This is a genomic window from Streptomyces sp. SJL17-4 (genome assembly GCF_036826855.1).
Taxonomy (GTDB): Bacteria; Actinomycetota; Actinomycetes; order Streptomycetales; family Streptomycetaceae; genus Streptomyces.
In genome coordinates this window covers 3,794,259-3,815,383 of record NZ_CP104578.1, presented here as the reverse complement: position 1 = coordinate 3,815,383, position 21,125 = coordinate 3,794,259, and the positions used below count along the sequence as shown (strand labels likewise).

General features: G+C 72.4%; 21 protein-coding genes. 13 read left to right on the top strand and 8 right to left on the bottom strand.

The features are described from left to right. The first annotated feature begins 18 nt into the window (after positions 1–18). Genes N5875_RS16880 through N5875_RS16870 form a run of 3 tightly spaced genes read left to right on the top strand, consistent with a single transcriptional unit; the run spans position 19 to position 2,962 of the window. On the top strand, positions 19–1,656 hold the full coding sequence (locus tag N5875_RS16880; RefSeq protein WP_338494567.1) for an AMP-binding protein: 1,638 nt from the start codon (positions 19–21) through the stop codon (positions 1,654–1,656). After that, on the top strand, positions 1,653–2,375 hold the full coding sequence (locus N5875_RS16875) for an enoyl-CoA hydratase family protein (RefSeq protein WP_338494565.1): 723 nt from the start codon (positions 1,653–1,655) through the stop codon (positions 2,373–2,375). The genes N5875_RS16880 and N5875_RS16875 overlap by 4 nt, the downstream gene beginning before the upstream one ends. Next, entirely contained in the window at positions 2,363–2,962 is a 600-nt protein-coding gene (locus tag N5875_RS16870) for a TetR/AcrR family transcriptional regulator (RefSeq protein WP_318212312.1), read from the top strand. Before N5875_RS16875 ends, N5875_RS16870 begins: the two co-directional genes overlap by 13 nt. A 40-nt stretch (positions 2,963–3,002) precedes the next feature. Here the strand turns inward: N5875_RS16870 and N5875_RS16865 are convergent, their stop codons facing one another. Continuing rightward, positions 3,003–4,058, bottom strand: a complete 1,056-nt coding sequence (locus tag N5875_RS16865; RefSeq protein WP_338494563.1) for a M4 family metallopeptidase — start codon at positions 4,056–4,058, stop codon at positions 3,003–3,005. 369 nt (positions 4,059–4,427) lie between these two features. Here N5875_RS16865 and N5875_RS16860 point away from each other — a divergent pair, with 369 nt between their 5' ends. Beyond that, positions 4,428–5,471, top strand: a complete 1,044-nt coding sequence (locus tag N5875_RS16860) for a 2-oxoglutarate and iron-dependent oxygenase domain-containing protein (RefSeq protein ID WP_338494562.1) — start codon at positions 4,428–4,430, stop codon at positions 5,469–5,471. A gap of 129 nt (positions 5,472–5,600) precedes the next feature. Here N5875_RS16860 and N5875_RS16855 read toward each other — a convergent pair whose 3' ends face one another. Further along, on the bottom strand, positions 5,601–6,701 hold the full coding sequence (locus tag N5875_RS16855) for a citrate synthase 2 (RefSeq protein ID WP_318212315.1): 1,101 nt from the start codon (positions 6,699–6,701) through the stop codon (positions 5,601–5,603). Between the two features lie 236 nt (positions 6,702–6,937). On the opposite strand from N5875_RS16855, the gene pdxH reads away from it, so the two are divergent. Both pdxH and N5875_RS16845 read left to right on the top strand, forming a co-directional pair. Continuing rightward, positions 6,938–7,585 (top strand): pyridoxamine 5'-phosphate oxidase, encoded by a 648-nt coding sequence (pdxH, locus tag N5875_RS16850; protein ID WP_318212411.1) that lies wholly within the window; start codon positions 6,938–6,940, stop codon positions 7,583–7,585. Positions 7,586–7,741: 156 nt separating this feature from the next. After that, positions 7,742–9,076, top strand: a complete 1,335-nt coding sequence (locus N5875_RS16845; protein ID WP_338494560.1) for a PAS domain-containing protein — start codon at positions 7,742–7,744, stop codon at positions 9,074–9,076. A gap of 31 nt (positions 9,077–9,107) precedes the next feature. Here the strand turns inward: N5875_RS16845 and N5875_RS16840 are convergent, their stop codons facing one another. Further along, entirely contained in the window at positions 9,108–9,875 is a 768-nt protein-coding gene (locus N5875_RS16840) for an SIS domain-containing protein (protein ID WP_150161489.1), read from the bottom strand. A gap of 196 nt (positions 9,876–10,071) precedes the next feature. Between N5875_RS16840 and N5875_RS16835 the strand changes: the two genes are divergently transcribed. From N5875_RS16835 to N5875_RS16820, 4 genes are all read left to right on the top strand, one after another. Continuing rightward, positions 10,072–10,761, top strand: a complete 690-nt coding sequence (locus tag N5875_RS16835; RefSeq protein ID WP_015035406.1) for a metal-dependent transcriptional regulator — start codon at positions 10,072–10,074, stop codon at positions 10,759–10,761. Positions 10,762–11,430: 669 nt separating this feature from the next. Then, complete coding sequence (locus N5875_RS16830; protein WP_318212318.1) at positions 11,431–12,327, top strand: alpha/beta hydrolase; 897 nt, start codon at positions 11,431–11,433, stop codon at positions 12,325–12,327. 126 nt (positions 12,328–12,453) lie between these two features. After that, positions 12,454–13,674, top strand: coding sequence for an FG-GAP-like repeat-containing protein (locus N5875_RS16825; RefSeq protein WP_338494553.1), 1,221 nt, complete (start codon positions 12,454–12,456; stop codon positions 13,672–13,674). Between the two features lie 198 nt (positions 13,675–13,872). Continuing rightward, positions 13,873–14,193, top strand: coding sequence for a hypothetical protein (locus N5875_RS16820; RefSeq protein ID WP_338494551.1), 321 nt, complete (start codon positions 13,873–13,875; stop codon positions 14,191–14,193). A gap of 100 nt (positions 14,194–14,293) precedes the next feature. Here the strand turns inward: N5875_RS16820 and N5875_RS16815 are convergent, their stop codons facing one another. Together N5875_RS16815 and N5875_RS16810 are read right to left on the bottom strand one after the other, a co-directional pair. Next, positions 14,294–15,436 carry a hypothetical protein gene (locus tag N5875_RS16815; RefSeq protein WP_338494549.1) on the bottom strand — a complete coding sequence of 381 codons (1,143 nt, stop codon included), beginning with the start codon at positions 15,434–15,436 and terminating at the stop codon, positions 14,294–14,296. Between the two features lie 167 nt (positions 15,437–15,603). Further along, on the bottom strand, positions 15,604–16,068 hold the full coding sequence (locus N5875_RS16810) for a carboxymuconolactone decarboxylase family protein (protein WP_338499178.1): 465 nt from the start codon (positions 16,066–16,068) through the stop codon (positions 15,604–15,606). A 164-nt stretch (positions 16,069–16,232) separates the two neighbouring features. Between N5875_RS16810 and N5875_RS16805 the strand changes: the two genes are divergently transcribed. Beyond that, positions 16,233–16,970, top strand: coding sequence for a class I SAM-dependent methyltransferase (locus N5875_RS16805; RefSeq protein ID WP_338494548.1), 738 nt, complete (start codon positions 16,233–16,235; stop codon positions 16,968–16,970). Here the strand turns inward: N5875_RS16805 and N5875_RS16800 are convergent. Continuing rightward, on the bottom strand, positions 16,967–17,389 hold the full coding sequence (locus N5875_RS16800; RefSeq protein WP_338494547.1) for a MarR family transcriptional regulator: 423 nt from the start codon (positions 17,387–17,389) through the stop codon (positions 16,967–16,969). The two genes, N5875_RS16805 and N5875_RS16800, sit on opposite strands and share 4 nt — an antisense overlap. A 169-nt stretch (positions 17,390–17,558) precedes the next feature. Between N5875_RS16800 and eno the strand changes: the two genes are divergently transcribed. After that, positions 17,559–18,863, top strand: a complete 1,305-nt coding sequence (gene eno / locus N5875_RS16795; RefSeq protein ID WP_338494545.1) for a phosphopyruvate hydratase — start codon at positions 17,559–17,561, stop codon at positions 18,861–18,863. Positions 18,864–18,934: 71 nt separating this feature from the next. On the opposite strand, the gene N5875_RS16790 is transcribed toward eno, so the two are convergent. Beyond that, positions 18,935–19,432: a GNAT family N-acetyltransferase gene (locus N5875_RS16790; protein ID WP_318212325.1), complete on the bottom strand. Its 498-nt coding sequence runs from the start codon at positions 19,430–19,432 to the stop codon at positions 18,935–18,937. A gap of 69 nt (positions 19,433–19,501) precedes the next feature. Beyond that, the gene (locus N5875_RS16785) at positions 19,502–20,398 is read right to left on the bottom strand and encodes an NAD(P)-binding domain-containing protein (RefSeq protein ID WP_318212326.1); all 897 of its coding nucleotides are present in this window, start codon (positions 20,396–20,398) and stop codon (positions 19,502–19,504) included. A 94-nt stretch (positions 20,399–20,492) separates the two neighbouring features. Between N5875_RS16785 and N5875_RS16780 the strand changes: the two genes are divergently transcribed. Continuing rightward, positions 20,493–21,089 carry a TetR/AcrR family transcriptional regulator gene (locus tag N5875_RS16780; RefSeq protein WP_338494543.1) on the top strand — a complete coding sequence of 199 codons (597 nt, stop codon included), beginning with the start codon at positions 20,493–20,495 and terminating at the stop codon, positions 21,087–21,089. Positions 21,090–21,125 lie beyond the last annotated feature (36 nt).

The following is a 21,125-nucleotide window of genomic DNA, read 5'->3' as shown; positions in this document are numbered from 1 at the left end:
CCTCTCCAGGGGGCTTGCATGGTGTTCCACAGCGAGTACGAGGCCGTTCCGACCGTCTCCCTGCCGATCCACGACGCGGTGCTCGGCCACGCGGCAGAGCGGGGCGACACCCCCGCACTGGTCGACGGGGCAGGGGAGTTCACCCTCACGTACGGGCAGATCGACGCCTTCCACCGGCGGGTGGCCGCCGGGCTCGCCGAGGCCGGGGTACGGAAGGGGGACGTGCTCGCCCTGCACAGCCCCAACACCGTGCTCTTCCCCGTCGCCTTCTACGCCGCCACGCGCGCGGGTGCCTCCGTCACCACCGTGCATCCGCTGTCCACCCCCGAGGAGTTCGCCAAGCAGCTCCGCGACTCCTCCGCCCGCTGGATCGTCACCGTCTCCCCGCTGCTCCCCTCCGCCCGCGCGGCGGCCGAACTCGCGGGCGGGGTGCGGGAGATATTCGTCTGCGACCAGGCGCCGCAAGGCCCCGAGGGGGAGGGTGTCCGGTCGCTGCAGGCCTTCCTCGGGTCCACCGGCGCCGTGCCCGAGATCGACATCGACCCCGACGAGGACGTCGCCGCGCTCCCGTACTCCTCCGGCACCACCGGCGTCCCCAAGGGCGTGATGCTCACCCACGCCTCGATCGCGACGAACCTCGCCCAGCTGGAGCCGGTCATGCCGATGGGCCCGGGTGACCGGATCCTGGCCATCCTGCCGTTCTTTCACATCTACGGCCTCACGGCTCTCATGAACGCGCCCCTCCGGCAGGGCGCCACCGTCGTCGTGCTGCCCCGCTTCGAGCTCGACACCTTCCTCGGCGCCATCCAGAAGCACCGCATCAACGGCCTCTACGTCGCCCCGCCGATCGTGCTCGCCCTCGCCAAGCACCCGGCCGTCGCCGACTACGACCTGTCCTCCCTGGAGTACATCGTCAGCGCCGCCGCCCCGCTCGACGCGGCCCTCGCCCAGGCCTGTTCGGCGCGGCTCGGGCTGCCGCCGGTCCTCCAGGCGTACGGCATGACGGAGCTGTCCCCGGGCACCCACGTCGTCCCGCTCGCCGCCGAGAACCCGCCGCCCGGCACCGTCGGCAGGCTGCTGCCCTCCACCGAGATGCGGATCCTGTCCCTCGACGACCCGTCGAAGGACGCGGCGCCCGGCGAGGAGGGTGAGGTCGCCATCCGGGGGCCGCAGGTCATGAAGGGCTACCTCGGGCGGCCCGACGCCACCGCCGCCATGATCGACGCCGAGGGCTGGGTGCACACCGGCGACATCGGCCGGGTCGACGACGACGGCTGGCTGTACGTCGTCGACCGCGTCAAGGAACTCATCAAGTACAAGGGCTTCCAGGTCGCCCCCGCCGAACTCGAGGCCCTGCTCCTCACCCACGAGGGCATCGCCGACGCCGCCGTCATCGGCGTCACCGACGCCGACGGCACCGAGATACCCAAGGCCTACGTCGTACGCCAGGCCGCCGCGCCCGACCTCACCGCCGAGGACGTCATGGCGCACGTCGCCGCCCGGGTCTCCCCGTACAAGAAGGTCCGTGACGTCGAGTTCATCGAGGCCGTGCCGCGGGCAGCGTCCGGGAAGATCCTCCGCCGAGAGCTCCGGGACCGGGACCGCGAGGTCCGGGAACGGGAGCTCCGTGAACGAGAGTCGAGGGACCGCACATGACCCTGGTCGCCGTCACCGAGGAGCGGGGGATCACCACCCTCGCCCTCGACTCCCCGGCCACCCGCAACGCGCTCTCCGCCGCGCTCGTCACCGAGCTCGCCGACGCGCTCACCGCCTGCGGCAAGGACCCCGCGGTCCGGGCGGTGGTGCTCACCCACACCGGCGGCACGTTCAGCGCGGGCGCCGACCTGAAGGCGCCGCCGAGCCCGTACGCCTTCGTGGACCTGCTCCGGCAGATCGTCGAGCTGCCGAAACCGGTCGTCGCGCACGCCACCGGGCACGTACGGGCCGGCGGCCTCGGGCTGCTCGGCGCCGGTGACATCGTGGTGGCCGGGGAGGCGGCGGACTTCGCGCTCACGGAGGTACGGATCGGGGTCGCGCCCGCCGTCATCTCCCTCACCCTCCTTCCGAAGCTGGAGCCGCGCGCGGCGGCCCGCCACTACCTGACGGGCGAGCGGTTCGGGGTGCCGGAGGCGATCGCGATGGGCCTCGTGACGGACCGGGACGACGCTCTGCCCGGCATCCTCGACTCCCTCCGCGCGGCCTCCCCGCAGGGCCTGCGCGAGGCGAAGCGGCTGGTCACCGCTAGAGTCCTGGAGACCTTCGAACGTGACGCGGAGGACCTGGTGCAGAGGTCGGCCACGCTCTTCGCCTCCGCCGAGGCGCGCGAGGGGATGACGGCCTTCCTCGAACGACGGGACCCCGCATGGCGGCTTTGACCGCACCCAAGCCGGACCGGAACCCCAAGCAGGACAGGAGCCGCGCCACCCGGCAGCGGCTCCTGGAGGCGGCCGTGTCCTGCCTGGCCGAACACGGCTGGGCGGGCTCCACGGTCGCCGTCGTCGCGGAACGGGCAGGCGTCTCCCGGGGCGCCGCCCAGCACCACTTCCCCACCCGCGAGGACCTGTTCACGGCCGCCGTCGAGTACGTGGCGGAGGAGCGGTCCCAGGCGCTGCGGACCCTCCCGTCCCGCGACCGCCACGAGGCCGTCGCCGCCCTCGTCGACCTGTTCACCGGGCCGCTCTTCCGGGCCGCGCTCCACCTGTGGGTCGCCGCGTCGGGCGAGGAGCAGCTCCGCACGCGCGTGACGGAGCTGGAGGCCCGGGTCGGCCGCGAGTCGCACCGCATCGCCGTCGAGGTGCTCGGCGCGGACGAGTCCCGCCCCGGCGTCCGCGAGACCGTCCAGGGCCTCCTGGACATGGCCCGCGGCCTGGGCCTGGCGACCCTCCTGACGGACGACCGCGCCCGCAGGGACCGTGTGGTCGCCCAGTGGGCCCGCCTGATCGACGAGGCACTGGACGCCTGACACGGCCCCCACCCGGCCAGGGGGCCGGGCCGGCACCCGGTCAGACGCCCGGGATCTCGCGGGCGCGGAAGGCGTCCCGTACGGCCGTCGCCGCGCCCGTCCCGTACATCTTCTCCGCGGTCGCGATCGTCGTCAGGGCGGCGTCCTGGAAGCTGGTGTCGGGGTCGAAGCCGAACTGGGCGTTCACGATGATCCGGTCGGCGGTCCGGGCGCCGAGCGAGGTGCGGATGTCGAGGAGCGCCCGGGACCAGATCTCGCCGTCGGCGTGGACCTCGCCCTCCCGGTCCGCGTACGTCTTCGTGCCGTCGATCCGGCGGAGGCAGTGCGGCGCCTCGCTGTAGCCGGTCGCGTCCCAGTCGGCGACGCAGGCCGCGTCGGCCTTGACCGGCCAGCCGTACTTCCCGGCCGCGTGCGTGCCGACCGCCACGGCCAGGTAGTCGCCGAAGGCCTCGCCGATCGCGCCGGACTCCGGAGTCGTGCCGAAGCCGGGCACCTGGGCGTGGTGCACGGCGTGCCCGTACTCGTGCACGATCACCTCGGCGTCCTCGGCGTCGTCCACCCCGCCCTTGCCGAAGCGGATCTCGGCCTTCTTGTCGGTGAAGTAGGAGTTGTCGGCGCCCCACTGGTTGAGCCGGACCGGCTGCACCCGGTCGTTGGCGCCGGGCAGTTCGGTGCCGAAGCCGAGCCCCTGGAGGTACTCCTGTGACTCGTTGACCCAGAAGTACGCCATGACCTGCTCGAACTCGTCGTCGGAGCGGTCGTACGCGGTGGCGCCCGCGACCGTGGCGGGCTTGCCGGTCTCGGACCGCACCGTGGCCCAGCGGCCGGACAGGCCGCCGCTCGTGTCGAGGTTCCGCAGCGCGACGGTGGCGTACGCGGAGGCGGGGACGTCGCTCGCCGCGTCCTTGTGGTCGGTGAGGGACTGGTCGCCCGTGGCCTGGACCGGGTTCACCATGAAGACGCGGGCCTGGGGGAGCGGGGCGGCGGCGGGCAGCGGGGAGGCCGTGGCGCCGGCGGCGGGGAGCAGCGCGGCGGTGGCGAGGGCCACGGCGGCGGTGGCCGTGGCGATCGGGCCGCGGGACGGGCGGCGACTCATGGACATCCTCCTGCGATGGGATGCTGCGACGGGAGCATTGGCATGCGCTTGACATGCGTGGCGGCGATCTTCGCGTACGGCCGCCCCTTTGAACACCCCCGCGTCACGGACACCGGAACGTGACGCGGGCCACAGTCGTTCCCCCCGCCCCGCAGTACTCTGGTCGCATGCCTACGCTCGTACGCCGTCGCCACGTGGACCTCCTCCGCGTCACGACCATGAGCTGTCGCCGCTCCGCCTGACCCTCACGGGGCACCACCAGCGCCCCCACCGGGTCCCTCGTTCAGAGCCCAAGCCGACCGGCACCCGTGGCCCCCGCCCCACCCTCGGCGGCCGCCCCGGGCACCCGTAGACCCCGCGGACGCATCCATGACTCGCAGCTCGTACTCCTCGCAGCTCCCCATCGTCGACCTCTCCGCCGCAGACCGTGACCCCCAGGCCCGGCGGCTGCTCCACGCCCAGCTCCACTCGGCCGCGCACGACGTCGGGTTCTTCCAGCTGATCGGGCACGGGGTGACCGAGGCCGAGACGCGGGCCCTGACCTCCGCGATGCACGCCTTCTTCGCGCTGCCCGAGGCCGACCGGCTCGCCCTCGACAACATCAACTCCCCGCACTTCCGCGGCTATACGCGCATCGGCGACGAGCGCACCGCCGGCGCGCGCGACTGGCGCGACCAGCTCGACATCGGCGCCGAGCGCCCCGCGCGGATCCCCGGCCCCTGGGAAGCCCCGTACTGGTGGCTCGAAGGCCCCAACCAGTGGCCCGAGGCCCTCCCCGAGCTGCGGACCGCCGCCCTGACCTGGGTCGAGCGGCTCAGCGGGGTCGCCGAACGGCTGCTGCACGAACTGCTCGCCTCGATCGGCGCGCCCGAGGACTTCTACGACGACATCTTCGGGCCGCGCGCCCACCCGCACCTCAAGCTGGTGCGCTACCCGGGCAGCAGCGGCGAGGGCGACGACCAGGGCGTCGGCGCGCACAAGGACTACGGCTTCCTCACCCTGCTCCTCCAGGACCAGGTGGGCGGGCTCCAAGTGCAGCGCGAGGACGGGAACTTCCACGATGTGCCGCCGCTGCCGGGTGCGTTCGTCGTGAACCTCGGCGAGCTGCTCGAAGTGGCGACCAACGGCTATCTGATCGCCACCAACCACCGGGTCGTCTCACCGCCCGGGGCGACGGAGCGCTACTCGGTGCCGTTCTTCTACAACCCGCGGCTCGACGCCCGGATCACCCCGCTGGCCTTCCCCTACGCGGAGCGCGCGCCGGGCGTCACGGCCGACCCGGAGAACCCGCTGTTCGCCGAGTACGGCCGCAACGAGCTGAAGGGCAAGCTGCGGGCCCACCCGCTGACGACGGCCCGCCACCACGCGGATCTGCTGCTGCACCCGGAGGCGCAGCCCGCTCTGTCGTCCTAGCCGGTACGAGGCCGTCGGCGAGACTCCGGCGACGGCCTGCGAGGTCCACAGCGGCGGCCTGGCGACGGCCACAGCGACGGCCCCGACTGTGCGGGTCGGGCCGTCGCCGTGGCGTCGCGGCAAGCGGGCTCAGCCCGCGATGTCCCCGTACCCCTCGATCTCGCGCGGGTCCCGCTGCCCCGGGCCCGTGTAGCGGGCGGACGGGCGGACCAGGCGGCCGGTGCGCTTCTGCTCCAGGATGTGCGCCGACCAGCCGGCCGTACGCGCGCACGTGAACATCGACGTGAACATGTGCGCCGGGACCTCGGCGAAGTCCAGGACGATGGCCGCCCAGAACTCGACGTTCGTCGCCAGGACGCGGTCGGGACGCCGGCTGTGCAGCTCCTCCAGGGCGGCCTTCTCCAGGGCGGCGGCCACCTCGTAACGCGGGGCGTCCAGCTCCTTGGCCGTACGGCGCAGCACGCGCGCGCGGGGGTCCTCGGCGCGGTAGACGCGGTGGCCGAAGCCCATGAGGCGCTCGCCCTTGTCGAGTGCCTGCTTCACGTAGGCGGTGGCGTCGCCGGTCCGCTCGATCTCCTCGATCATGCCGAGGACGCGGGAGGGCGCGCCGCCGTGCAGCGGGCCCGACATGGCGCCGACGGCGCCGGAGAGCGAGGCGGCCACGTCGGCGCCGGTGGAGGCGATGACACGCGCGGTGAACGTGGAGGCGTTCATGCCGTGCTCGGCGGCGGAGGTCCAGTAGGCGTCGACGGCCTTGACGTGCTTCGGGTCGGGCTCGCCGCGCCAGCGGATCATGAAGCGCTCGACGACGGACTCGGCCTTGTCGATCTCGCTCTGCGGGACCATGGGGAGGCCCTGGCCGCGGGCGGACTGGGCGACGTACGAGAGCGCCATGACGGCGGCGCGGGCGAGGTCGTCGCGGGCCTGCTCGGCGGAGATGTCGAGGAGCGGTTTGAGGCCCCACACGGGCGCGAGCATCGCGAGGGCGGACTGCACGTCGACGCGGATGTCGCCGGAGTGCACGGGGATGGGGAACGGCTCGGCGGCCGGCAGACCGGGGTTGAAGGCGCCGTCGACGAGCAGCCCCCAGACGTTGCCGAACGACACGTGACCGACCAGGTCCTCGATGTCGACGCCGCGGTAGCGGAGCGCGCCGCCTTCCTTGTCGGGTTCGGCGATCTCCGTCTCGAACGCGACGACTCCCTCGAGCCCGGGTACGAAGTCGGACATCAGGCGGCTCCTCTATCGATGATCGATCAATTGAGTGGTGGTCGATGGTGGGGATTCAACAGTCGTCCAGCCCAAGAGTCTGTACGGTTCCGATGATGCGGGGAAGCGTGACATCCGGCACACTGCGCCGATCCGGCGAGTAAGGATTGGCGGCACGCGGTGCCGGGCAAACTGAGGCGCTGCGGCAGGATGGCCCCGTGACCGATCCTGTGAACGACGCCCTGGATCCCGCGGACATGCGCGAGCAGTACCGCACCACCGAACTGTCGGCCGCCGACCTCGCGCCCGAACCGATCGCGCAGTTCACCCGCTGGTTCAAGGAGACCGCCGCGAATCCGGCGATCCACGAGCCGAACGCGATGATCGTCTCCACGGCGACCCCCGACGGCCGCCCGTCCTCGCGCACGGTGCTCCTGAAGCACTACGACCGGACCGGCTTCGTCTTCTTCACCAACTACGACTCCCGCAAGGGCAGGGAGCTGGCGGCCAACCCGTACGCCTCGCTGCTCTTCCCCTGGCACCCGCTGGCCCGCCAGGTGATCGTCACGGGCCGCGCGGAGCGCATCGGCCGCGACGAGACGGTCGCCTACTTCCGGACCCGCCCGCACGGATCCCAACTGGGCGCCTGGGCGAGCCCGCAGTCCTCGGTGATCGGCTCGCGCGCGGAACTCCTCGCCCGGTACGCGGAGCTCGCCGCCCGCCACCCCGCCGACGCGCAGGTGCCGGTCCCGCCGGAGTGGGGCGGCGTCCGGGTCGTCCCGGACGCGGTCGAGTTCTGGCAGGGACACGAGAACCGGCTCCACGACCGGCTGCGGTACGTCCGCGAGAGCGGCCCCGACGGCGCCGAGGGCGAGACCTGGCGCGTGGAGCGGCTGGCGCCCTGACCGGCGTGCCCGGTGCGCTGACCGGCGCACATGCCTGTGGCGTACCCACTCCCCGCACCCGTATCGGAATGCGTTCCGCGATGCAACGATTTCGGTGAAGGTGATGTGCTCTGCGTCACGTTCCAGTTGAATGGCGGCAGCATGGGGGGTGCCGGGATGAGTGCTTTCACGGGGTCCGCGAGCGCGACCGCTTCCGTTCCCGGGGCGGGGGCCGATCTGCTGGCCGCGCTGCTCGACGGGATGGACGCGGCGCTCTGCGCGTTCGACGCCGACGGGATGGTCACGCACTGGAACCGCGAGGCCGAGCGGATCCTCGGCTGGTCCGCCGCCGAGGCGGTCGGGCGGCGCGGGTTCGAGGGCTGGGCGGCGCGCAGCGCCGACGCCGAGGAGACCCTGCGGCGGCTGATGGGGGCCATGAAGGGCCCCGGCCGGCAGGTCCACGAGCTGGCGCTGCTCCGCAAGGACGGCGGCCGGGTGCTCGTACGCAGCCAGGCCGCCGGCGTACGGGGGGCGGACGGCAGCCCCGCGGGGGTGTACTGCGCGTTCAGCGAGGTCCACGTCCAGCTCGACCTGGAGCGGTCGGTGGCCCTCAGCGAGGCGCTGTTCGAGGACGCGTCCTGGGGTGTCGTCCTCGTGGACGCCGACCTGCGCCCCGCCATGGTCAACGGCCACGCCGCCCGCGCCTTCGGAACCGGACGTACGGCCCTGCTCGGGCGCCCGCTGGGCGATGTCGTCGTGCACGGCGCGGAGGAACTGGAGGCCGCGCTCCAGCACGTCCTGGCGGAGGGCACGCCGTCGGCGCCCGCCGAGGTGTGGGTGACGCTGCGGACGTCCACCGGGGAGCGGCGCCGGTGCTGGCGCAGCGGCTTCCTGTTGCTGTCCTCGCCGATGGCGGAGGAGCCGGTGCCGCTGGGTGTGGCCTGGCTGTTCCAGGACGTGACGGAGGAGCGGCTCGCGGCGCGCGAGGCGGACCGGCTGCGGTTCCGGTGGAGCCAGCTGCACCGGGCGGGCGCGGCGGCGGCGGAGTGCGAGGACCCGGCGGAGGCGGCGGCGGCGCTGCTCGACTTCGCGCTCGCCGGCTTCGCGGACCACGCCCTGGTCGACCGGGTGGCGGGCGAGCGGCGTCTGACCCGGGCCCTGGCGACCCCGGCGGGCGCCCCCGGCCCGGCGTCGCCGGTGGTGGGCGGCGGCATCCCGCTGCGGTACGGGCCGAGGCACCCGGCGCTGCAGGCCTGGGACCGGGTGGGCACGGTCCGCGCGAGCGCGGGCCGCACGGCCGAGGTGTGGGCGGAGGCCCACCAGTGGCCCGCCGACGCGGCCCACGCGGTCTGCGTGACGCTGCGCTCCCGGGGCCGCACGCTGGGCGTGGTGACGTTCCTGCGGGCCGCGTGCCGCCGGCCGTTCGAGCGCGAGGACGTGGTCTTCGCGGAGGCGGTGGCGTCGAGGGTGGCGATGGCGCTGGACCTGGGGGAGCGGACGAACACCCCATAGCCGCGGACGAACACCCCCTGGCCACCCCTGGCTAGTGCTTGTAGAAGATCCGGTCGCCGTACTCCGTCATCACGCGGCCGTTCCACTCGTGGCCGCCGTCGACGTTCCCGGAGCGCAGCAGCGGCGGCTCGATGCCGCGGCGGACCAGGTCCTCGGCGGCGGCGGCGAGCGTGGCCTGCATGAGGGCGCTGGTGACGACGGTGGAGGCGGGCGCGAAGGGGGCCTCGATGCCCTCGTGGGTGAGCTCGGCGTCGCCGACGGCGATCCGGGAGTCGAGGACGATGTCGCAGTGGTCCTTGAGGTACGTCCCCGACACGTGCCGGGACCTGGTCTCCGTCGCGTACGCCACCGAGGTGACGCCGATGACGGTGAGGCCGAGCGCGCGGGCGTTCATGGCCATCTCGACGGGCAGGGCGTTGCGCCCGGAGAGGGAGATGATGATCAGGACGTCCCCGGCGGTGGCGGGGGAGGAGTCCAGCACGGCTCCGGCGAGGCCGTCGACGCGTTCGAGGGCGGAGCCGAGGGTGGCCGGCATGACGTCGACGCCGACGACACCGGGGACGACGAGCAGGTTCATCAGGGCGAGGCCACCCGCCCGGTAGACGACGTCCTGGGCGGCGAGCGAGGAGTGGCCCGCGCCGAAGGCGAAGAGGCGGTTGCCGTTGGCGACGGCCTCGGCGATCGCGGCGCCGGCCGCGGCGATCTCGGCCGAGTCGCCGTCGCGCACCTGCTGGAGCAGGCCGATCGCGGCGTCGAAGAACTGTCCGGCCAGCTTGCTCTCGCCCGCGCTGTCGCCCATTCCAGAAGCTCCTTCTCGTCGCCGTCGCGTCGTCGCGTCATGTCGTGGTCGTGCCCTGGTCCTGCCCCGGTCGCCGATCACGGTGCGGTCTGGACCATTGCTCTGTCAATACCGCCTTGGGCCGGTGCGGCCCGGTTGTCGGCGCGATGCGTCAGAATTGGTGCAGGGCCAGCGCACGACTCATCGAGGGGCACGTATGTCCGGACTGATCGACACAACGGAGATGTATCTCCGCACCATCCTCGAGCTTGAGGAGGAAGGTGTGGTCCCCATGCGTGCCCGGATCGCCGAGCGGCTCGACCAGAGCGGCCCAACGGTGAGCCAGACGGTGGCCCGGATGGAGCGCGACGGCCTGGTGGCCGTCGCCAGCGACCGGCACCTGGAGCTGACCGACGAGGGCCGCCGCCTCGCCACCCGCGTCATGCGCAAGCACCGCCTCGCCGAGTGCCTGCTCGTCGACGTGATCGGCCTGGAGTGGGAGCAGGTGCACGCCGAGGCCTGCCGCTGGGAGCACGTGATGAGCGAGGCCGTGGAGCGGCGCGTCCTGGAGCTGCTGCGGCACCCGACGGAGTCGCCGTACGGGAACCCGATCCCGGGCCTCGAGGAGCTCGGCGAGAAGGCGGAGGCCGAGGCCTTCCTCGACGACTCGATGGTGTCGCTGGCGGAGCTGGACGCGAGCGAGGGCAAGACGGTGGTCGTCCGCCGGATCGGCGAGCCGATCCAGACGGACGCCCAGCTGATGTACACGCTGCGGCGCGCGGGCGTGCAGCCCGGCTCCGTGGTGTCGGTGACGGAGTCCGCGGGCGGCATCCTGGTCGGCAGCAGCGGCGAGGCGGCCGAGCTGGACGCGGAGGTCGCCTCCCATGTGTTCGTCGCGAAGCGCTGACGCGCTGACAGCGCCCCTCGGCTGACACCGCCTCTTCGCGGGAAGGGTGCCCCGCCGGTCGTCGTACTCGACGTCCGGCGGGGCACCCTTCGGCGTCTCCGCCGGTTCTGATCGCGCCGGAACAGGAACAGGAACAGGACACGTTCGGGTGTCGTTTCCGGGCCAACGGCCCTTGTGCGCCCCGGTTTACGCCGGAATGGCTACGCCCGCGCCCTCGCCGTGCCACGCTGGGGCGAAGTGGTGCGGTACCGGGGAGGGGTGGGGGTTGTGCAGCAAGCGGAAGCCGTACGTCGGATGCCGTCCGCCCCGGTGGCCCGCGCGCCCCGGGGCGAGGAGGACGCCCGCGCACCACGGATGGCAGTGGGCTCCCGCTCGGTCGGGACGGCAGCGGGCTCCCGCGCGCCCCGGACAGCAGAGGGCCCCGGCGCCTCGCGGCGCCGGGGCCTGTCCTCCCCTGTGCTGACCTGGAGCCCCGAGCTCTCAAGGTCAATCCCCTCGGACCGTTTTCCCCGAGCGGTCCGCCTCCCGTTCAAGATCTCCCCTCGGCAGCGGCCGTCAATCCTTGAGCCCTGTCACTCGAACGAGGGGTGTTGCGCGGCAGGAGCGCATTTTCGAATGCGAGTTCGATAGTCTGGCGTGGTTCGACGGCAAGAAGAGGGGGTGCCAGGGATGGCGCGACGACTCGACGTCATGGGGGCCGACGGCGTACGGCTGGCGGCCTGGGACTTCACGCCCGGGACCGCCCCGCGGTCCGGCCCCGGCGTCTTACTCCTCCACGGCCTGATGGGCCACGCGGCCCACTGGTCCCCGGCGATCAGCCGCCTCGCGGCAGCGGCGACCCGCCCCGACGCGGCTCCCCACGACCACCCCCACCATCACCCCCGCACCGTCGCCCTCGACCAGCGAGGCCACGGGCACAGCGACAAGCCCCCCGCCGCCTCCTTCACCCGCGAGGCGTACGTGGCGGACGCGGCCGCCGCCGTCGAGCAGCTCGGCCTCGGCCCGGTCACCCTCATCGGCCACTCCATGGGCGCCCTCACCGCCTGGCAGCTCGCCGCCGAGCGCCCCGACCTCGTCCACGCCCTCGTCATCTGCGACATGCGCGCCTCGGCGCTCGGCGCGGCCTCGCAGCGTGAGTGGCGGGACTGGTTCCGCCGCTGGCCGACCCCGTTCCCCTCGCTCGACGCCGCCCGCCGCTGGTTCGGCGAGGAGGACCCGTGGGTCGAGCGCCCCCACCCCGCCCGGGGCGCCTTCTTCGCCGAGGTGATGGCCGAGCACCCGGACGGCTGGCGTCCGGTCTTCGACCCGGAGCAGATGCTGACCTCCCGCGAGACCTGGGTGCACGACGCCCACTGGGAGTCGCTGGCCCAGGTCCGCTGCCCCACGCTGGTCGTCCGAGGACTGGACGGCGAGCTGGGCCGGGCCGAGGCGCAGGAGATGGTCCGGGTGCTGCCGCACGGCGCGTACGCGGAGATCCCCGACGCCGGCCACCTCCTCCACTACGAGCACCCGGACGCCTGGCGCGAGGCGGTCGGCCCCTTCCTGAACGGCGTCCTGACCTCGTAGGACAGGGGCTCGGCGGACCCCCGCGGCGAGAGGCCACCCTCCTGTCGGACGCGCGAGCACGACAAGGTACGTTCCCTGTCGCGGCGCGTCCGAGGCCTTCTCCGCGCCGTCTCAGGGAGGAAATGCATGCGCACTTCAATGCTGCGGCGCCTGGCCACGGTGGCCACGGCGCTGGGGCTCAGCTCGGCCGGGCTGCTCGGCGCGGGCGCGGCGCCCGCGCAGGCCGCGCTCAGCGACTGTCCGTCGGGCTACTTCTGTGCCTGGAAGACCGACGACGGCTCCGGCACGATGTACAAGACGAACGTGAACGTGACGACGCTCGGGACCTGGGACAACACGTTCCGGTCGGTCATGAACCGCACGAACAAGTTCGCCTGCCTGTACGACGACGCCAACCACGGCCTCGACGGCAACGTCGGCGTCATGGACCCGAACCCCTCGGGCAGCGAGTGGGGCGGTCCCGGCAGCAACTCCGTCAGCTCCGTGAAGCTCGTCCCCACCGAGCGCGAGTGCGCCATGGACGCGTACCCGGAGTGGTACGCGGCCCAGGCCCCCAAGGCCGGCGGCTTCGGCGACCTGAACGGCGACCGGAAGTCGGACGTCCTCGTCCGCGACAAGGCCGGCCGCCTCTGGTTCCTGGCCGGTGACGGTTCCGGCAAGCTGGTCGGTGCCGGCGGCTGGAACGTCATGAACGCCCTCACCCGGCACGGCGACTTCACCGGCGACGGTCGCGAGGACGTCATCGCCCGCGAGGCCTCCAGCGGCAAGCTGTGGCTGTACCCCGGCACCGGCACCGGCGCGCTCGGCGCCCGCAAGCTGATCGGCTCGGGCGGCTGGAACGTCATGAACGGCATCACCGCGTTCGGTGACCTGTCCGGTGACGGCCGCTCGGACCTGCTCGCGGTCGAGAAGTCCACGGGCAAGCTGTGGCTGTACCCGGGCACGTCGACGGGCACCCTCGGCGCGCGGAAGCTCATCGGCGCGGGCGGCTGGAACGTCATGAACACCCTGACGGCGCCGGGCGACATGAACGGCGACGGCAAGGCCGACCTGCTCGCCCGCGAGGCGTCCACGGGCAAGCTGTGGCTCTACCCGGGCAAGACGGGTGCCCTCGGCGCCCGCACGCTGGTGGGCAGCGGCTGGAACGTGATGGCCTCGTTCCTGGCCGTCGGTGACCACAACGGTGACGGCCACAACGACATGGCCGCGATCACGAACGCCGGCTACGTCTCTCCCGAGTTCCGTGGAGACGGCACGCTGGTCCTCTACTCGGGCACGGGTACGGGCAAGTTCGGAGCGGGCTCTCCGGAGACCGACACCTGGTGGAACCTGAACGGCGCGTTCTGATCCGCCGGTCCTGACGATCGACGAAGGCCCCCTCCCGGATAGCCCGGGGCGGGGGCCTTCTCCGTATGCGCGTACGGAGTGCGGAGGGGAGGTGAGGGCCACGTACAGGGCCGGGGAGAGGGATCCGTGCCGGTTGCCGCCGGCAAGCGATCCCTGGCACGGTGAGGAACGGGTGCGGCGGTGAGAGGAGTGGGACCAATGGCACGCAGGGCATGGGCCTGGAGCGTGGGTGGTGCGGCGCTGGTGCTGGTGGCGGGCGGGGCGTTCGCGCTGGGCGCGGCGTCGGAGGAGCTGCCGCCGGTGACGGTGCAGCCCGAGTCCGCCGCGCGGGACATGCCGCAGACGCGGGCCGAGGCGATCACCGCGTGGACGGCGGAGCTGAAGGAGGCCGGGAAGGTGAAGCCCGCGGGGTGGGAGAAGCTGACGACGGACGAGATCAAGGACCGCTATCTGTCGCAGCACTACATCAACGCCCCGGACGCGGCGGACATCGATCCGGGCATGGTCAAGCGGGACTGACGTCCACGGCGACCGCCTCGGTGACCGCCTCGGTGACGGCGAGAGGCCCGCAGCCTGGTGGCTGCGGGCCTCTCGTGCGCGGGATGTCTGACGCTCGTGGTCAGCTGTTGATCTCGTTGATCACGGCCACTGCCTGGTCACCGTGCTCGGAGCCGAAGAGGTCGTCGTTCTTGCGTGTGACGCCGTCTTCCTCGGCCTCGTAGTGGGAGTTCGCGCTGACGAGCTGCCCGTCGGTGGTGAGGATCGGGCCGCCGCTCGCGCCCTTGCCCATGTCGCAGTCGACCTTGACCCGGTCGTCCAGCGGGTTGAGGTCGAACGCGTCCTCGGCGTTCCCCGTGCAGTAGAAGTGCGTGAAGGCGTCCATGTCCGTGCGGTGGTAGCCCTCGCCCGGGAAGCCGGAGTCGATGACGTCGGAGAAGTCCGACCCGGCGCCGAACCGGTAGCCGACCGCGCCGACCGCAGCCGACAGCGACGTGTACCCGGCGGGTACGGTCACCTCGAACGCGGCCATGTCGGCGTCCTCGACGTCGCCGTCGGCGGTCCACTGCGTGGGCGCGACCTTCTTGGTGGCGACCCACTTGCCCCACGGCGCGTCGTACCCGTCCGGCACGGAGTCGTTCTTCCGGAACCCGGGCATGAACGTGATCTTGTCGTAGAACCCGTCCGCCCCGGTGCCGTCACCGGGGTGGATGCAGTGCCCCGCGGTCCACACCGTGTTGCCGGAGTTCGACACGATCGACGCACCGGAACAGCCGTGTTCCTCACCGGCCTTGTCGGTGAAAATGATCTTCCCGGAGACGACGAACGGAGCGTTCTGCGGGAACGGGACCTTCTGTGCCACCGGCATCTCCGGCACGTCCTCCGCCTCGGCCGCCGCCGTCGACATGGTCGACCTGCTGCCGGCGGGGAGGACCCGCGGGGCCTCGGCCGTCAGACCGAGATCGGCTGCCTGGGGCGCGGCTCCGGTCGCCGCCCCGGCCGCCCCGGCAGCTCTCGCGGCCCGGGTGGCCTTGGCCGCGAACGCGGCGTCGTCCTTCTCCGAGTTGGCCAGGGCGCGCTTGATGCGAGCGGGGGTCCAGAAGTCGCGTACGGACTTCGCGTCCTCGGACTGGACGCCGACCGTCACCGCCGGTGCGTCCGGGGCGGGGATGTCGGCCGCCGTGGCGGTCGTGAGGGTGGCGGGTATGAGCGCCATCGCCAGCAGAGCGGCCGTGGCCGCCCTGCGGGGTGTACGTATACGCACGGGTGTCGTGCCTTCCAGTTGATGACCTTGGGCCTGTCGCGCCGGAGCAGTAGACCACAGCTCACCTGCGGGTTTCTGTGAACTTCCTGTGCCCGTGCGGTGCTTGAGGCAGATTCCGGTCATCCTGGAGGGCGGGCGGGGCGGACGCGGCCCCGCTCAGCGCCGGGTCAGTCCCACTGCTCGTCCGCGAGGGAGTAGACCGGCTTCGGCTTGCCGATGACGGCCAGGGCGATGAAGAAGTTGATCTGGCCGATCGCGATGGTCAGCGTGGCCAGCGCCTTCTCGTCGTAGTGCTTCGCCACCTCGGCGTACAGCTCGTCCGTGACGCGCTCCCGGCCGTGCGGGGCGGGCTGGAGGGTGGCCTCCACCAGGGCGAGGGCGGCGCGCTCGGCGTCGGTGAAGTAGGGGGCGTCCTGCCAGGAGGAGACGGCGGTGATGCGCTCGTCGGACTCGCCGGCCTTGCGGAGGAAAGCGGTGTTCAGGATCGTCAGATAGGTGTTGCCGACGATCTGCCCGGCCCGGAGGTGGACGAGGCTCATCGTGGCACGCGGCACCGAGCGGTTGCCGGTGGCGCGGAAGAGGGCGGCGCTGATCTCGCTCAACTCGGGTACGAACTCACCCGGGTTGGGCATCCGGGAGATGGAGGCCGTGGGGGTGGTCGTGGAGTTGGTCGTGGTAGTGGTGGAGTTCGTGTTCGTCATGGCTGCTCTCCTTCGCTGCGCCCTGGTCGGCGTCTTCACAGCACTGACGGAGCGGCCCACGAAGTTGTGACAGGAGCCCGGAATCGATGTGCGGGATGAACGACTACGACAGCTTCGCCGAGGCGTACGCGGCGGAGAACGAGAACAATCTCGTGAACGCCCACTACGAGCGGCCCGCGATGCTGGCCCTCGCCGGAGACGTGGACGGGCGGCGGATCCTTGACGCCGGCTGTGGTTCGGGCTCCCTCTCCGCCGCGCTGCGCGAGCGCGGCGCGGCCGTCACCGGCGTCGACGCCAGCGCCGCGATGCTGGCGCTGGCCAGACGGCGGCTCGGGGACGACACGCCCCTGCACGTGGTCGACCTGCGGGACCCCCTGCCGTTCGCCGAGGGGGCGTTCGACGACGTGACCGCGTCGCTGGTGCTGCACTACCTGGAGGACTGGGGGCCGACGCTCGCCGAGCTGCGACGCGTGCTCAGGCCCGGCGGCCGGCTGATCGCCTCGGTGGACCACCCTTCCGTGGCCTACGCCTTCCAGGACCCCCGGCCCGACTATTTCGCGACCACCAGCTATGCCTTCGACTGGACGTTCAACGGGCGGTCCGTGCCCATGAGGTTCTGGCGCAGGTCGTTGCACGCGATGATCGACGCCTTCACCGGCGCCGGCTTCCGTCTCTCCGCCATCAGCGAGCCGCAGCCCGACCCGGCCGCCCGTGAGCTGTTCCCGGACGGCTTCCGCGCGCTCTCGACCACGCCGACGTTCATGTTCTTCGTCGTCGAGGTACCGCCGTCGGCCACCGGCTCGGACGGCCGGCAGTCGCGGACGTCGTCCTAGCGCGCGGCGAGCCGCTCCATCAGGGCGGCGCTGCGCGCCAGCACCTCGCGTTCCTCCCCCGTGAGCTCCAGCTCGATCGCCTGGGCGAGCCAGCCCACCCTGCGCCCGCGCTCCGCGTCGAGGGCGGCCCGGCCTGCGGGGGAGAGCTCCACCAGGGACTTGCGGCCGTCCGTGGGGTGCGCCCGGCGGACGACGAGCCCCTGTTCCATGAGCAGCCCGACCGAGCGGGCCATGGACTGGGGCCGTACGCGCTGGTCCGACGCCAGATCGCTGGTCGTCATGGCGCCGTCGCGATCCAGCGTGCCGAGCACGGAGACGTGGCCGAGCGGGATCTGGTCCTCGTGCTTCACGCGCCGCGTGAGCTTGCCCATCGCGGTACGCAGTTCGGTGGCGACGGTGGCGGGTTCCGGGGTGGGCATAGGCCACTTTAACCGGTGGTACGCCGCCGCGGTACGGCTCCGCAGCCGAACTGTACAGCTCAACTGAACAGCCAAACTGCACAGTATTGCTGTAGAGTCAGTGCTGCCGCGGCACGCGCCAGCGTTGTCGCAGCAGGGCCGCGGCGCGCATCCACACGAAGGACCTCCCATGGCTTCCACGGCAGTTGAGACCACCGTCATCACGTCCGTCACCGCCCGCAGGGTCATCGACAGCCGGGGCAACCCCACCGTCGAGGCCGATGTCCTCCTCGCCGACGGATCCCTCGGCCGCGCCGCCGTCCCCTCCGGCGCCTCCACCGGCGCACGGGAAGCCGTCGAACTGCGTGACGGGGACCCCGGGCGCTGGCACGGCAAGGGCGTCGACCGAGCCGTCGCCCACGTCAACGGCGACATCGCGGCGGCGGTGATCGGACGCGACGCCGCCGACCAGGCGGGCCTCGACGCCGCGCTCGTCGCGCTCGACGGCACCGCCGACAAGTCCCGGCTCGGCGCCAACGCCCTCCTCGGCGTCTCCCTCGCCGTCGCGAAGGCCGCCGCCGCTGCCCACCGCCGGCCGCTCTACCGCTACCTCGGCGGCGACGACGCCCACCTTCTCCCGCTTCCGATGATGAACATCGTCAACGGCGGTGCCCACGCCGACAACCCGCTGGACTTCCAGGAGTTCATGATCGCTCCGATCGGCGCGGAGACCTTCGCGGAAGCCGTACGCATGGGCTCCGAGGTCTTCCACACCCTCCGCCGCGACCTGCTGTCCGCCGGGCACGCCACCGGCGTCGGCGACGAGGGCGGCTTCGCGCCGGCGCTCCGTACGGCCGAGGAGGCGCTCGACTTCGTCATGGCGGCCGTCGAGCGCACCGGATACCGGCCCGGCACGGACATCGGCCTGGTCATGGACCCGGCCTCGTCCGAGTTCTTCCGGGACGGCGCGTACGTGTACGAGGGCGAGGGCGTGCGCCGTACGCCCACCGAGCACGCCGACTACCTGGCCAAGCTGATCGACGCGTACCCGATCGTCTCCATCGAGGACCCGATGGCCGAGAACGACCTGGACGGCTGGCGGGAGCTCACCGCCCGCGTCGGCGACCGCTGCCAGCTCACCGGCGACGACGTGTTCTGCACCGACGAGAACCTGCTGCGCGAGGGCATCCGCACCGGTGTCGGCAACTCGGTCCTGGTCAAGGTCAACCAGATCGGCACCCTGACCGAGGCCCTCGCCACGGTCGCCACCGCGCACCGCGCGGGCTGGACCGTCGTCATGTCGCACCGCTCCGGCGAGACGGAGGACACCACCATCGCGGACCTGGCGGTGGCGACCGGCTGCGGCCAGATCAAGACCGGCTCGCTGTCCCGGTCCGACCGCACGGCGAAGTACAACCAGCTCATCAGGATCGAGGAGGAGCTGGGCGCCGCCGCGCGGTACGCGGGCGGTGCGGTACTGAACCGCCGCTCCTGACGCGGCATCCGGCGGCCGGGGGCCCGGAGGCCGGCGCCCCGGACCCCGGGGCCGGTCACCGGATCACCGCCTCACCGGATCACCGCGTCACCGGTCACCGGCTGCCACACATAGCGGATGTCCGGCTCGCCCTCCTCGTTGCGCTGTCCGTCGGTTCGTTCCGCCTCGACGAAGCCGTGCCGCTCGTAGAACCTCCGGGCCGGAGCGTTGACCTGGAACGTCCACAGCTCCAGGCCCTCCGGCCGCCGCCGCTTGGCCAGTTCCACGAAGCGGTCGCCCAGGCCCCGGCCGCGCCACGACGGGTCGAGGTAGAGCTGCTCCAGGCCCCCGTCGTCGAGCACGAGCAGCCCCACCACACCGGCCTCCCGGGCGACCGCCACCCAGGTCTCGTACCGCGGCACGACGACATGGGCGAACCAGCCCCGTACCGCGTCGTCGTCGTGCGCGCGGCGTACGGTCGGCAGCGCGGCGGCGAAGGAGCGCAGCCACACATCGGCTGCCGCGGTCGCGTCGGAGTCGCCGGCGCGCCGAATGTCGAGGCCGTCAAGGTCTACGTCAGCAAGGTCCACGTCATCAAGGTCCACAAGGCGTGAGGGTCGCAGACGACGGGGTTCCGCGCACCCGAGAAATGAGGGCGGTCAGCGGCCGAACACCTCGAACAGCCGGGTCAGGCTGTCGTCCTGGTAGCCCTCCGCCGCCGCCCGCCGGAACGCTTCGAGGACGGCGCTCGGCAGCGCCGGATCCACACCCGAGTCCCGCGTCGTGTGGACGACATGGTCGAGGCTCGCCACGGCCATCGAGATCCGGTCGACGTCGCCGCCGTGGTCCCCCGCCTCGATCCGCGGCGTGTAGAAGTCGAGGAACTGGCCCATCCCCGTCAGCGTCGCGGTCGCGAGCGGCTTGAGCTCGGAGAGGCTGATGCCGTTCGCGTCCGCCAGCGCGGCGGTGTGCAGCCAGGCGGTCAGGGTGGTCCAGAAGAGGTCCATCTGGAGCTGGTAGTAGAGCGCGGCGAGCCCCGGGTCCTCGCCGCGGTAGTCCGTGTCCGTCAGTACCTTCAGGAGGCCCTCGTACTCCTCGAAGAGGTCGCGGGGGCCGCTGTAGAAGGTGCCGAACTCCTGCGTGCCGATGCCGGACGGCGGTGTCTGGACCCCGCCGGTGAGGTGCCGCGCCCCGTGCTTCTCCGCCCAGGCGGCGCCCTTGCGGGCCTGCTCGGGGGTGTCGGAGCTGAGGTTGACCAGGACGCGGCCGTCGAGCGCGGAGACGGCGGGATCGAGGATCGCGTACATGGCGGAGTAGTCGGTGAGGCTCAGCACCACCGCCTCGTTGGCCCGCAGCGCCTCTTCGACGGTGGCGGCGAGGACGGCGCCCCTGGCGACCAGGTCGTCGGCGCGGCTCGCGGTGCGGTTCCAGACGGTGACGCGGTAGCCGGCGTCGAGGTAGGCGCCGGCCATGGCGCGACCCATGGGACCGAGCCCGATGACGGTCACGGAGGACGGGTTGTTCACAGCAGACGTGCTCACAGCAGAGGTACTCACGGAGTTCTCCCCGAATCACTAGAACGAACGCTCTATCTAGAGAAGAACGTAGCACAGGGCTAGAGCGATCGCTCTAGTTCGGTATTCTGGAGGTGTGAAGACCAAGGCCCCGCAGGATCCCGAGACCGCCGGAACCCGTGAGCGGATCGTCCGTACGACCTCACGCCTCATGCAACGCCAGGGCTACGAAGGCACCGGCATCAAGCAGATCTCCGTAGAGGCCGGGGCCACCCTCGGCTCCGTGTACCACTTCTTCCCCGGCGGCAAGCAGGAGCTCGGCACGGCCGCGGTGCGGCTCGGCGACGAGGAGTTCGCCGAGTTCCTCGCCGAGGCGCTGGACGCGGAGCCGGACCCCGGGAAGGCCCTCGTCGCGCTCACCGTCTCCCTCGCCGAAGGGCTGCGCGACTCCGACTGGCTCGACGGCTGCCCGGTCACGTCCACGGTCGTCGGTACGGCGAAAAGCGCGCCCGGCGTCCAGGCGGCGGCGGCGGACGCGTTCGCCCGGTGGCGGGCGGTGGTCGCCCGGAAGCTGGCCGCGGCGGGCTTCACGGAGACGGACGCGGAGGAGCTGGCGCACACGGTGATCGCCACGCTGGAAGGCGCCGAACTGGCGGCCCAGGTCGCCCGCAGCACCACACCCCTGGAGGCCGCGGGCCGACATCTGGCCCGGCTGGTCACCTCGTACCGGTGAGGGGGCGACGCGGGCGACGGGGGTGACGCGTCCGAC

What these genes read in the sequence shown, in the direction of transcription:
- N5875_RS16880 (WP_338494567.1), top strand. Translation starts at nt 19, where the DNA reads ATGGTGTTCCACAGCGAGTACGAGGCCGTTCCGACCGTCTCCCTGCCG.
- N5875_RS16875 (WP_338494565.1), top strand. Translation starts at nt 1,653, where the DNA reads ATGACCCTGGTCGCCGTCACCGAGGAGCGGGGGATCACCACCCTCGCC.
- N5875_RS16870 (WP_318212312.1), top strand. Translation starts at nt 2,363, where the DNA reads ATGGCGGCTTTGACCGCACCCAAGCCGGACCGGAACCCCAAGCAGGAC.
- N5875_RS16865 (WP_338494563.1), bottom strand. Translation starts at nt 4,058, where the DNA reads ATGAGTCGCCGCCCGTCCCGCGGCCCGATCGCCACGGCCACCGCCGCC.
- N5875_RS16860 (WP_338494562.1), top strand. Translation starts at nt 4,428, where the DNA reads ATGACTCGCAGCTCGTACTCCTCGCAGCTCCCCATCGTCGACCTCTCC.
- N5875_RS16855 (WP_318212315.1), bottom strand. Translation starts at nt 6,701, where the DNA reads ATGTCCGACTTCGTACCCGGGCTCGAGGGAGTCGTCGCGTTCGAGACG.
- pdxH (WP_318212411.1), top strand. Translation starts at nt 6,938, where the DNA reads ATGCGCGAGCAGTACCGCACCACCGAACTGTCGGCCGCCGACCTCGCG.
- N5875_RS16845 (WP_338494560.1), top strand. Translation starts at nt 7,742, where the DNA reads ATGAGTGCTTTCACGGGGTCCGCGAGCGCGACCGCTTCCGTTCCCGGG.
- N5875_RS16840 (WP_150161489.1), bottom strand. Translation starts at nt 9,875, where the DNA reads ATGGGCGACAGCGCGGGCGAGAGCAAGCTGGCCGGACAGTTCTTCGAC.
- N5875_RS16835 (WP_015035406.1), top strand. Translation starts at nt 10,072, where the DNA reads ATGTCCGGACTGATCGACACAACGGAGATGTATCTCCGCACCATCCTC.
- N5875_RS16830 (WP_318212318.1), top strand. Translation starts at nt 11,431, where the DNA reads ATGGCGCGACGACTCGACGTCATGGGGGCCGACGGCGTACGGCTGGCG.
- N5875_RS16825 (WP_338494553.1), top strand. Translation starts at nt 12,454, where the DNA reads ATGCGCACTTCAATGCTGCGGCGCCTGGCCACGGTGGCCACGGCGCTG.
- N5875_RS16820 (WP_338494551.1), top strand. Translation starts at nt 13,873, where the DNA reads ATGGCACGCAGGGCATGGGCCTGGAGCGTGGGTGGTGCGGCGCTGGTG.
- N5875_RS16810 (WP_338499178.1), bottom strand. Translation starts at nt 16,068, where the DNA reads ATGCCCAACCCGGGTGAGTTCGTACCCGAGTTGAGCGAGATCAGCGCC.
- N5875_RS16805 (WP_338494548.1), top strand. Translation starts at nt 16,233, where the DNA reads ATGAACGACTACGACAGCTTCGCCGAGGCGTACGCGGCGGAGAACGAG.
- N5875_RS16800 (WP_338494547.1), bottom strand. Translation starts at nt 17,389, where the DNA reads ATGCCCACCCCGGAACCCGCCACCGTCGCCACCGAACTGCGTACCGCG.
- eno (WP_338494545.1), top strand. Translation starts at nt 17,559, where the DNA reads ATGGCTTCCACGGCAGTTGAGACCACCGTCATCACGTCCGTCACCGCC.